A 13,435-nucleotide genomic window follows, 5' to 3' on the forward strand; every position below is an offset into this window, starting at 1 on the left:
TTTACTTTTAGAAGAATCGAGGAGATTTAATTTTACTTTCGCCTTTGTTAAACTGATAACGCAAGATTATTTCGTGCGAGCCATCGTTGTATTTATTCAGATCACTAACGGTATAATCGAAAGCATATCCGATATAAAAACTTTTAGATATTTGAAAACCTGCAAGGATGCTTATTGAATCATCTGTTCTGTAAGACCCTCCTATTACAAATTTCTCGGCAATCATAAAATTCGCAGAAATATCAGCAGTAATCGGAGCTCCGGTTACTGCTTTTACTAAAAATGCGGGTTTGAATTTTAAATTTGGATTCAAATCAAAAACATAACCTCCCATCAAATAATAATGCAAACGGTCGTAGTCAATCGATTCCTGAACATCATCGTAATAAGTACTTTGAATAAAACTCGGAACTGAAAGCCCTAAATACCATTTATCAGTATAATAATAAACCCCCGCTCCAACGGCTAATTTTGCCTGATTATCAATGTTCTGATTTAACAAAACATCATTTGGATCGTAATATCTCCCTTTTGACCAATCCACATTTAGCATTCTCATACCTGCTTTTAGACCAAAGGCTAACCTTTTTTCATATCCCAAAGGAATTGAATAAGAAAAGTTTCCGTCAAGATATAGTTCATTTGAAGGACCAATTTTGTCATTAACAACACTAAGTCCCAAACCCACATTCTCATTACGAAGTGGTGAATGAATAGAAAACGATTGTGTTTCTGGCGCCCCATCAATTCCTATCCATTGGGAGCGATACAAAAGTGCTGCCTCTAAATTGCCGGTAGACCCAGCATAAGCTGGATTTACCGCCATAGTGTTGTACATATATTGCGTGTACTCCGGATCTTGTTGTGCACTGACACAAACCGTGATAAAAGAACATATTAAGATGAAATATGTTTCTAATGATTTTATATATAGTTTCATAACGATACTTATTTAGTTAAATTAATTAGATGATTAATACAGTTGCTTATCTCATTATAGATAACCATCCTTTTTTAACCGTTCCATCTCCAATGTCTATCACATAAAAATAAGTACCTGTTGGCAACATATCTCCTCTATTTATAACTCCAGATACATTGGCAGTTCCGTTCCAATCATTTTCATAATGTTCTTTACTGTAAACTAATGATCCATATCTGTTATAAACTTTTAACTCATTATTTGGATACGATTCGATACAGTCAATTCTGAAAAGATCATTTGCTCCGTCATTGTTTGGAGTAAACTCATTATAAACTGTCAAACAAATTGGATCAACAGAAACTGAAGCTGAATTGTTTGCTGCATCAACATCTAAAGGAGTTGAAATTTCAACAGTTGCAACACTAAGGTAATCACCACCAGGTAATACTTCTGCAACAATAGTAAGCGTAACACTTTGACCAGCATTTAAAGTTGGAATTGTCCAAAGTGATGTTGTCGGATTATAGGTTCCAGCAGTTGTACTGCTGCTTACCAAATCATAACCGCTCGGTAATAAATCACTAACTACTGTATTTATAAAATTACCTTGTCCAACATTATTAACCGTTATCGTAAATGTTATCTGTTCTCCAAAATTTGGAGTCGGATTGCTCACAGTATTAGTAATTGTTAAATCAGAACAAGTAGCAACAGTAACATTCAACGTTTTAGTGGTAGTTTCGTCACAAGTATTAATGTATGTAACAGTAACTTTACCCGGTCCGATATCAGACCATGAAATAGTCGCAGAACCATCAGCGGTTCCTCCGCCAGAAGTAATTGTTCCGTTCGTAACTGACCATACATAGTTTGATTTTCCGTTTGCGATCGAATAAGTTACTCCCTGGAAAACACATGGAGTATCATCTGTAGACGCAAGTTGTACCAAAGCATCGTTTTCGAAATTAACTGTTATTCCTAATCTTGTAGCGCTTTCGCAGCCATTTGTAATATTATTAAGAGCACCTGCGTAGTAAGTTCCGGCTGTAAGCAGTGTATTTGCTGCTAACGGGGTTCCACCAGTTGCTGAAGAATACCATACTACATTTGTTTCATTTACCAATATATTAGCAAGAGTTGGTAATTTTGACAAGCAGAATGTTTGTGTTGTTCTTGGTGTTGTTATAACACCCGGAATATTCACATTCACTAAAACTGCCAATCTTACTGGGTTCTCACAACCAATTGTACTTGAAACAGCTCCATAATAAGTTCCCGTAACCAAAGCTGTTGTTACTGGTAATGCTGTTTCGCCTGTTGCTGTGTTATACCAAACTACATTTGTTTGATTAACCTGGATATTAGCAACTGTTGGTGCATTTAACGAACAGAAGTTTTGAGTTGCATTATTTGTAGTTGGAGTTGCAGCAGGATTATTTATGTTTACTGTTACTTGCAAACGAACAGTACTCTCACAACCTGTTACAGGATCTTTAATGGCTCCGTAATAAATTCCGTTTGTTAAGGCTGTTGTTGATGCAAGCGCTGTTCCGCCAGTTAAAGTGCTATACCAAACTACATTTGCTTCATTTACCTGAATACTCGCAACCGTTGGTGTACTAGTAATACAAAAACTTTGAGAAGCATTTGTTGTTGTAGGTGTTGCCGGATTAGTTAAGTTAATAGTAACTTGTAATCTGATTGCACTTTCACAATTTGTTACAGGATCTAAAATAGCTCCGTAATAAAGGCCATTTGCTAAAGCTGTTGTTACCGGAATTGCTGTTCCTCCTGTTTGAGTGCTAAACCAAATTACATTTGCTTCATTCACTTGGATATTAGCAATTGTTGGCGCATTAATTAAACAGAAATCTTGTGTATTATCTGCCGTAGTTGGCGTTCCCGGATCAGTCACATTGATTGTAACTTGTAAGCGAACTGAGCTTTCACAACCTGTTACAGGATCTTTTATAGCTCCATAATAAACTCCAGTTGTTAAAAGAGTGGTTGCAGCTAATGCTGTTCCGCCTGTTTGAGTGCTGTACCAAACTACATTTGTTTCATTAACCTGAATATTGGCAACTGTTCGCGCATTTACCAGACAGAAATCTTGTGTATTATCTGTAGTAGTTGGTGTCAATGGATCACTGATAGTAATTGTTACCTGCAATCTTGTAGTGCTTTCACAATTTGTTACAGGATCTAAAATAGCACCATAATAAATACCATTTACTAAAGCTGTAGTTACCGGAATTACTGTTCCCCCTGTTTGAGTGCCGTACCAAACTACATTTGCTTCATTCACCTGAATATTAGCAACTGTTGGCACATTAACCAAACAGAAATCTTGCGTATTATCTGCTGTAGTTGGCGTTCCTGGATCAGTTACACTAATCGCAATGGCTAATCTACCATTACTCTCACAAGTAGTTGTTGGATCTTTTATCGCAGCATAATAGGTTCCGGTTGTAAGTGCTGTTGTAGATGAAATTAAATTTCCTCCGGTCAAAGCATCGTACCAAACGATATTCGCAACAATCGCTGGACTTACATTAATAGTTGCAAAAGTTGGTGCGTTTACCAAACAGAATTCCTGAGTAGTATCTGCAATTACCGGTGTTCCAGGATCAGTTACGCTGATTGCAATAGCCAACCTAACATTACTCTCGCAAGTAGTTATTGGATCATTTATCGCGGCATAATAGGTTCCGGTTGTAAGTGCTGCTGTGGAGGCAATCAAGTTTCCTCCGGTCAAAGCATCGTACCAAACGATATTCGCAGCAATCGCTGGACTTACATTAATACTTGCAAAAGTTGGCGCGTTTACCAAACAGAATTCCTGAGTAGTATCTGCAATTACCGGTGTGCCAGGATCAGTTACGCTAATCGCAATCGCTAATCTAACATTACTCTCACAAGTAGTTGTCGGATCTTTTATCGCAGCATAATAGGTTCCGGTAGTTAGCGCTGTTGTAGATGGAATTAAATTTCCGCCTGTCAAAGCATCGTACCAAACGATATTCGCAGCAACTGCTGGACTTACATTAATAGTTGCAAAAGTTGGCGCATTTACCAAACAGAATTCCTGAGCTGTATCTGTAATTACCGGTGTTCCAGGATCAGTTACGCTAATCGCAATCGCTAATCTAACATTACTCTCACAAGTAGTTGTCGGATCTTTTATCGCGGCATAATAAGTGCCTGTTGTAAGTGCTGTTGTGGATGGAATCAAGTTTCCTCCGGTCAAGGCATCATACCAAACGATATTCGCAGCAACTGCTGGACTCACATTGATACTTGCAAAAGTTGGTGCGTTTACTAAACAGAATTCCTGAGTAGTATCTGCAATTACTGGCGTACCAGGATCAGTTACGCTGATTGCAATGGCTAATCTAACATTACTCTCGCAAGTAGTTGTCGGATCTTTTATTGCCGCATAATAAGTACCGGTAGTAAGTGCTGTTGTGGATGGAATCAAGTTTCCTCCGGTCAAAGCATCATACCAAACGATATTGGCAGCAACCGCTGGACTTACATTGATACTTGCAAAAGTTGGTACATTTACCAAACAAAACTCCTGAGCTGTATCTGTAATTACCGGTGTTCCCGGATCAGTTACGCTGATCGAAATCGCTAATCTGACATTACTCTCGCAAGTAGTTGTTGGATCTTTTATCGCGGCATAATAGGTTCCGGTAGTAAGTGTTGTTGTGGATGGAATCAAGTTTCCGCCTGTCAAGGCATCATACCAAACAATATTCGCAGCAACCGCTGGACTTACATTGATACTAGCAAAAGTTGGCGCATTTACTAAACAGAATTCCTGTGCAGTATCTGTAATTACCGGTGTGCCAGGATCAGTTACGCTAATCGCAATAGCAAGTCTAACATTACTCTCACAAGTAGTTGTCGGATCTTTTATCGCAGCATAATAGGTTCCGGTTGTAAGTGCTGTTGTGGATGGAATTAAATTTCCGCCTGTCAAAGCATCGTACCAAACGATATTTGTAGCTGGACTTACATTAATAGTTGCAAAAGTTGGTGCGTTAATCAAACAGAATTCCTGAGCGGTATCTGTAATTACTGGTGTTCCAGGATCAGTTACGCTAATCGCAATCGCTAATCTAACATTACTCTCGCAAGTAGTTATTGGATCTTTTATCGCAGCATAATAGGTTCCGGTTGTAAGTGCTGTTGTGGATGGAATTAAATTTCCACCTGTCAAGGCATCGTACCAAACGATATTGGCAGCAACCGCTGGACTTACATTGATACTTGCAAAAGTTGGCGCATTTACCAAACAAAACTCCTGAGCTGTATCTGTAATTACCGGTGTGCCAGGATCAGTTACGCTAATGGCAATCGCTAATCTGACATTACTCTCGCAAGTAGTTGTTGGATCTTTTATAGCTGCATAATAAGTGCCTGTTGTAAGTGCTGTAATAGATGGAATTAAATTTCCACCTGTCAAGGCATCGTACCAAACGATATTCGCAGCAACCGCTGGACTTACATTGATACTTGCAAAAGTTGGCGCATTTACCAAACAGAATTCCTGAGTAGTATCTGTAATTACTGGTGTACCAGGATCAGTTACACTAATCGCAATGGCTAGTCGTACTGCGCTTTCACAATTTGTAATTGGGTCTTTTATTGCCGCATAATAAGTGCCGGTAGTGAGTGCTGTTGTGGAGGCAATCAAGTTTCCTCCGGTCAAAGCATCATACCAAACAATATTGGCAGCAACCGCTGGACTTACATTGATACTTGCAAAAGTTGGTGCGTTTACCAAACAAAACTCCTGTGTAGTATCTGTAATTACTGGCGTGCCAGGATCGGTTATAATTACTGTAGCAGTTTGAAGTGTTCCTGCAATATTTTCACAAGTTGTATCACTTGAAACCCCAACATAATATGAAATAGGGCTCATTGCAAGTGTTATCCCTGTTGCTGTTAACACTCCTAGAGGACTAATCGCATAAGTTATTCCACCAATAGTCGATCCATTTACAATAGGTTGTGTTTTATTGCTATCCAAGTACCAATAAAATACTGGATTTGTCAATAAACTTGCTGTTGGTGTTAAGATTACAGGTAAATCATGACAAATAGATACATCAGAAACTGAAAGATCGTTTTGATCTGAAGGTCTTAATATTGTGAATGTAATTTGTTTTCTATCTGCTTCTGCAGTTTCACAATAATTATCTCCACTAACACCTACAAAATAAGTATAGGTTCCCGGAATCAAACCATTTACAATTAATTGATTGGTAATTTCACCTGCAATTAATTGACTAGTTGTTCCATTAAAACTATACCAGTGATAAACAGGGTTCGTTATAGCAGGAGTGCCGGTTAAAACTGTCGCTAAACTAACAGTACCTGTTGGTGCACAAATTGTAGTTGCTGTACCTCCATTTAAAGTAATATTAGCTAAAGCATTAACAGGGCTTGAAGATCTTACTTCAATAGTTACTTCTCCTCTTGCAAATGATTCACAACCGTAACGTACTGGCTGTACATAGTATTTATAGATTCCTGCTGGTAATGTAGCCGGAACTGTATAAGTAATACCACTTGCTACGACTGCTCCTCCTGTAGGCGCATCGTACCATAAATATGTTGAGCAAGCCTCTTCTGGTATCTGAAGCGTAACATCTGTTCCCGGACAAACCGTAACTTTGTTATCAGGATCTCCACCTATAACCGAGGTATTTGCTACTCGTTCAATAGTATGAACTCTTAAAAACTCTAATACGCCTGCAACTCCTCCAAAACGAATTCTAACGCGATCGTATGATTCTGTTGGCGAAGATACCAGAGCCACTGCCATGGTATTTCCTGGTAATAATCTTAAACTCAATAATGTACTTGTATTTTGAATTGGTGCACCAACAGCAACGTTACCCAAATAACGTTGAATAGTGAAACCAGTAAGTAAATTAACATCTAAAAGCACAGCTGGTTTCGAAATCACAATTCTTAAAGTATCACTTACAATAGATGGGGTTTTGAAATCTACCATTAAATCTGCTGCTGCAAGTGCACCTACGCCACTGTACATTGTTGCGAAAGTCGTTACATCGTTATCAGCAATATTCCATGCATCACTTACTCCTACTGTTGCGGTTAGTGCTCCTATAGGGAGTCCTAAATCTGTAGCTCCATAAAATATATCCTGAATATCACCAGGTGTACAAGCTACAGTTGCAACTGATCTCTCATAATAAGCATCAAATACTTTGGTATTTTGTGCTACGCTTACAAGTGATGCGGACTGAATTCTGATTCCATCATAATCTTGTGGCCCTGCAGCATTTGCCGGAACAAAAGTGAATTCATATGTATTATCTCCTGATAATAAATTCAATAAGGATCCTGAAACAGATTGCATAGTTCCAATATCAACTCCGGCCTTGGTACCAATTACTGATAAATTTTGACCTAAAGCTACTCCACTGTATTCAGATCCCAACTTAATAGTTACCGGAGTTCCTTTTACAATATTTGCTGGCCATGTTAAATTTTGCCAAGTTGTACCAATTCCTAAAAGTCCAATACCAGTTGCAATAGTTGAATAGGTTTGTGGATTTCCATCAATCGCATTAGTTGCATTAATTACGCTGCCAGTAATAATTGAACCAGATGATTGGCCATTAGCATAAACGCGTTCAGTTAAGGATTGACAATCATTAGGATTTCTAACATTTATAGAAAGCGTTCCTGTTCTGGAACAATTTCCCAGAGTAGCTACTACTGTGTACGTGTAGATACCAGGGGTACTAAGTGCCCCAGTAGTAAATGATGGTGAGCCTGTAAGTGCATTTCCCTGAGGGTCATACCATGCTATAGTACCATTTGATGTCGCATTTAATGTTACATCAGTTCCAACTGGCACTGATTGTGCAGGATCGACAGTCAAAGTTGGTAATTGATTAATAGTTACATTTATGGTCGCTATTGCTGATGGACAATTCGATCCTGTAGCCTGAGCCTGAACCGAATAAACACCACTAGTCGTTATATTTGCGGCAGCTTCTGCCGTAATTACCACATTTGACGGATTAAAGAAAGTATATGTATTTACGGCAGTATCAAAACCTGTAATAGCATCTGCTAAATTAGCACTTCCACAACCTACTAAAGGCGTACCGATTACTGCTAAAGGTGTAACTGTTGGAAAATTAACTATTACTTCTTTTAATGTTCCGTTTACGTTTTCACAGGTACCTCCGTTAAGTACTGAAAGATAATAAGCATAAGGAGCATTCAAAGCATTAAGTCCGCTAATAGTTAGTGCTCCTGTTGTACCGTCTTTAACATAAGTTACTCCGGCTATAGTTCCTGTATTAATTTCTTGTGTTTTATTTTGATCTGTATAATATTTAAAAGTAGCCCCGGCTAAAGCAGAAGTTGGAGTCAATACAATGCCTCCGGCACAAGAAGCTGTCAAAGGACTTGCAATTGTAATATCCGTAGCTGTTGGAATTGATAATACATTAATCGTCACCGGCTGACGAACACTATTAACACAAGTTCCTCCGCGTGTTGCCTCTAAATAATAAGTTGTAGTTCCAGTTAATGGAAGAGTTGGACTAACAGCTACTAGACTTCCCCCGGTTGGAGCATCATACCATGTAAATGTTTCTGTTCCTGTTGAAGATGCAGCTAATGTTGCAGTTTGTCCTGCGCAAATTGGTGCAGCCGCTCCAGTTATTGTTGCATTTGGAAATCTATAAGAAGCTCCATAAATATTTAAAGTCGTCAATAAAGTAGCGAGTCCTCCACCTATACGAATTTCAAGTTTATCGAATGCCGCTGTAGCAGCAAAACTAGCTTTAAATTTATTTCCTGATAATAACTGTAAGCTTAACAAATTATTAGTTAGCAAAAATCTGTCATTATTATAAGTTACTCCATTATAGGTTGCTAAACTAATTCCTCCTCCCAATAATGAAACATCGGCAAGTCCTCCAGGTAATTCTAATTCAATATCTATAATATCTCCCGCCTGACCCGGAGTTGGAAAAGTTAACTGCTGTTGTATATATGCGCCAGCTGCTGCAACAGGAGTAAAAAGGGTTGCAGCTGTATTTATATTTCCATCAACAGAATTATTAGGATTAGTTGAAGTACATAACAAACATAACAAACCATCAGTGGATGTTGTTTGAAAATTTGGTTGTAAACAATTACTAATCGTATTAATTACTGTTACATTAATTACAGCTCTTGAACTACTCACGCAATTTGACAATAAATCTCTTGCCTCAACATAAAAAGTTTTATTTGCAGTTAAAACCGGTGTAGGTATATAAGTACTACTGCCAGTAGCTTGCAAAATAGTTCCTCCAGTTGGAGCATCATACCAAGTATACGCAAATCCAGGATTACTTGTAACTGCTAACATCACACTCTGACCTGACTGAATAATTACATTAGAAGATACAGGAACAGGGGCCGCAGGTCGTGGATTTACATTTACACTTACCGATGTACGCGACGCACTAAGACAACTTCCAATTACAGCCTCAACATAATAAGTTGTAGAAGCAGTTAGCGTTGGTGTTGAAAAAGAGGTACCTGTAAATACTAAGTTTCCGCCTGAAGCAGCATCATACCAATTATAGGTGGTACCTGCAACTGGTGACTGTACAGTTATCGTTGTTGCATCTCCATCACATATATTTAAAGGAGAAGCGACAACTGATGCTGGGGCTACCGGATTGTTGACGGTAACAAGGACTGGATTTCTTTCGCTATTCACACAACCATTACGAGTAACTTCTACATAATAAGTTGTATTAGCAGTCAACGCAGGAGTTGTATAAGCTGCTGTACTAACTAATAAATTTCCTCCTGTTAATGCATCATACCATTTTATAGTTTCTCCTAAAGATGTATCAGCCGTTAATGTTGTTGTAAGTCCTCCACAAATAGTTGTGTTACCAGTTATAGTAGGTGCTTTATATCTGTAAGTTGCCTGAAAAATATCTACAGTTGTCAAAAGTGTTGCTAAGCCTCCTAATCGAATTTCGACACGATCAAAATTGGCTCCTGCAACTACACTCGCTCTAAAACGATTACCTGATAATAATTGTAAAGTTATTAGTGGATTATTAACCGATATTCTATCATTATTATAAGTTGCTCCATTATAAGTCGCCAAACTAACGGCACCTAATAATTGAACATCTGCAAGTCCACCTGGTAATTCTAATTCAACATCAACAATATCGCCTGCTTTACCAGGATTATTAAATTGTAAGGTCTGTTGAACCCATCCATTTATTAAGCCAACAGGAATGGTTAGTCTTGCTGCTGTTGCAGGATTTCCGTCAACAGAGTTATTAGGATTTGTACTACTACATAATAAACATAAACCATTTTGAACTGTTTGTTGACTGCCTGCTTCTAAACAACCTCCTAAAGCCGATGGTATAACTGTTACTGTGACAGGAGCTCTTGTTGCACTTACACAGTTTCCTGCCGCACTCTGAGCCTCAACATAATAAGTTTTTGTAGCTGTTAAAATCGGAGTTGTATAAGTTGCCATATTTGTGGCAATTGCTGTTCCTCCGGTTGCAACATCATACCAGTTTAATGTAACTCCTGCTTGAGAAGTTTCGGCATTTAATATAGCATTTTGTCCTGATTGAATAGTAACACTTTGCGTTAAAACCGTTGGTGCAGCTGGAACAGCATTCGAAGTTACATCGACCTGAGTTCTTGTAGGACTCAAACAGCTTCCTATAACAGCCTCAACATAAAAACTAGTTGTTCCTAAAGGGACAGTTGGAGAATAAGTGTCGCCCGATGCCAATACAGGACCTCCGGTTGCTCCACTATACCAATTATAAGTAGTTCCTGGTATCGGATTAACGACCGATAATGTAGTTTGCTGAGTTGCACCAGTTGAACAAATTGAAGTTCCGGATGTACTAATCGCAGGCGCAATAGGGTTTGATACATTAACAACAACTGGTACACGTTCATTACCCTCACAACCTGCTGCTCTTGTAACACCTATATAATAAGTTGTGTTTGCAGTTAAAACTGGAGTTGTATACGAATTTGTAGTAGCTAAAGCTGTAGTTGAAGTTGGCGAACTATACCACGCTACAGTTGTTCCGGATGCAGGAGTTGCAGTTAATGTGGTAGAATTTCCAGAACAAATTGTTTGATTTAAACCTCCTGTTACCGTTGGTGCAGCAAATTCTAAACGAACATCATAAATTCTTAAATCAGTCAGTACACTTACGAGTCCACCTAACTGTATTTGAACCTGATTAGTATCACCTGTCAAAGTATACCTTAATACTCCAATAGTGTTTCCCGGTAATAATGACAGATTAAGCAAAGGATTGTTTATCGCCACTGCTGATCCCGAATTCGCACTATTAAGTTTCGGCTGAATTGTGCCTGTAGATAATAATGACAGATTAAGTAACCCTGCACCACTACCAATATACAAAACAATTTGATCGCCTGCCTTTGCTGTTTGGTTAAGAACCAAAGTTTCCTGAGCAGAACATGCCAAGCCGACGACTGTACTCAATGTTGTAAATGTCGTTAAGCCTGCATTATCGTAGGCTGCCGTGGGATTTGTTACACTTGAACCAATGCAAATACCGGAAACATTATTCGTATTTGATACTGGTCTACAAAAAGTTTGTGCAAAGTTTTTATTACACAAAAGCAATAAAAACACCAAACTTAACAATCTCTTTTTTAGAATGAGATCATAAAAAGTAAATTTTTTTTTCATAATTTGGAAGATTAGAAAATGGACAATAAAATACCTGTTGCGATAAGCACATATGCTTAGGCAATTTTAAAAAACGTTAATAATCAGTTACTTAAAATGAGATTTAAAATACTAGTCGACTGTTATTTTAAACTTCATTTCATTAAAAAAACATTGCGTATACAGAAGTACACAAAGACCACCTCTTATTCTTTTGAATAAAAAATGTCTCAAAAACTTTGGTGGAATATTGATATAAATCAATTTTCCAAATAAATAGAATGATTTGTTAGGAAGTTAATTTTCGGAAAGAAAATTTGTTTAGAAGTAGAATTGGGGAATTCTATTAAATATAAGAGTATGTTTCAATTTATATAAAATGTTGATTAGACAATTTATTTATTTTTACCTAGAAATTTATATAATTCTAAAGCTGAAACACTATTTAATGCGAAGGATTATCAATAAAAAAAATTACGACAATACCTTTAAAAACAAAACCGTCAATTGGGGTTTGTAGATATAAAGCTGACGTAATATTGGCTTTTTTGAAAAACGTTAATAATTAAATTAAAATTTGCTTTTTGAATAACCTTAATTCTATCTGTAACAATAAAAAATAAGGCTAAAATAATAAGACCAAATGTAAATTTGATGAGTAGAGTAAATGTCAATTCCATAAGCAGATTAATTAAGGTATTTAAAAAAACTTTAAACTCTAAGGCAATAAAAATCTTTTATTAATATTTTATTTCATTAAGCAAGATCAAAGCTAAATTTTATATGTCTCATACAAATATTTTTGTTTAATCTTTCTTTTACTAAAATTAGTTAAAATGAAGATATAAACAAGAATAAAATTCTTATTTTTTTAAATGTGGAAAATGGGAAAATGTTAAATAAATCACCAAAAAATCATAAAAATCAAGGCTTTACAATAAAAAACAAGTGTTATAAATATCACAAAAAAAAATAGGCATCATTAGGAATACCATAAAATAGAAAGAAATAACTTACTAAAACAACTCTTTCATTAGTCGTAATTAACTTAAAAAAAAGCATTTTAACTGTATAAACAACTAAAACAGCAGCAAAAGTGAAATTTCTATCATTATCTAAAAAAACACGTAGAAATACGGGGTAAAAAAACATAAAAGATTAAACAAAAGTTAAAAACAAAAAAAAAATAGGCAAACAATTGACATTATTGCTTGCCTATTTTATCCAATTTATTTCTGAATTAAGATTCCAAAATAGTATTAATTTGTTTAAATAATTGTCCATCGCTTAAAAAAGCGCCCTGCTGAATCAATTCAAAAATAGATACATTTCTATCTTCGGCAAATACTTTCTTTCCAACTTTCATTTCAATCGTCTCAGTAAACATATTATCACTTAACCATTGCAAACCCTCTTTGGTTAGAAAATCAGTTTCCGGAACCAATGATTTTAACACTATTGACTGAACATGTGTTTCAAAACATTGAAACAAGAAAATATGATTTTTAGAAAAATGTTCTAAAAATTCTGCTCTGGACAAAACACCTTCCCAAATCAAATCAGAGAAAACATCCAGTTCCTGTTCAGCCACTTCGGGTTTATTTATTTTAAGAGAATCCCATTCTGCTTTATCAATAGCCTGAGTAGCTAAAAAGCTGGCAAATTCTGCGTGCAATTCATCAAATTGCTCTTTTGTAAGTCTTGCGTATTTCATTTATTTCTTTTCTTTAAACATGCTAAAAAGAGCCTTATCATTTTTT

At 36.7% G+C, this 13,435-nt stretch carries 3 protein-coding genes; all 3 read right to left on the reverse strand.

The window, feature by feature from the left end:
• Nucleotides 1-7: 7 nt before the first annotated feature.
• Complete coding sequence (locus tag IHE43_RS17030) at nt 8-940, reverse strand: type IX secretion system membrane protein PorP/SprF (RefSeq protein ID WP_192185014.1); 933 nt, start codon at nt 938-940, stop codon at nt 8-10.
• 46 nt (nt 941-986) lie between these two features.
• Nucleotides 987-11,696 carry a gliding motility-associated C-terminal domain-containing protein gene (locus IHE43_RS17035; RefSeq protein WP_192185015.1) on the reverse strand — a complete coding sequence of 3,570 codons (10,710 nt, stop codon included), beginning with the start codon at nt 11,694-11,696 and terminating at the stop codon, nt 987-989.
• 1,219 nt (nt 11,697-12,915) lie between these two features.
• Nucleotides 12,916-13,389 carry a DUF6495 family protein gene (locus IHE43_RS17040; RefSeq protein WP_192185016.1) on the reverse strand — a complete coding sequence of 158 codons (474 nt, stop codon included), beginning with the start codon at nt 13,387-13,389 and terminating at the stop codon, nt 12,916-12,918.
• Nucleotides 13,390-13,435 lie beyond the last annotated feature (46 nt).

Source organism: Flavobacterium sp. MDT1-60 (assembly GCF_014844035.1).
Lineage (GTDB): Bacteria > Bacteroidota > Bacteroidia > Flavobacteriales > Flavobacteriaceae > Flavobacterium.

Excerpts from the sequence above, each read along its gene's own strand:
- IHE43_RS17035 (WP_192185015.1), bottom strand. The coding sequence starts at position 11,696 with ATGAAAAAAAAATTTACTTTTTATGATCTCATTCTAAAAAAGAGATTG.
- IHE43_RS17030 (WP_192185014.1), bottom strand. The coding sequence starts at position 940 with ATGAAACTATATATAAAATCATTAGAAACATATTTCATCTTAATATGT.
- IHE43_RS17040 (WP_192185016.1), bottom strand. The coding sequence starts at position 13,389 with ATGAAATACGCAAGACTTACAAAAGAGCAATTTGATGAATTGCACGCA.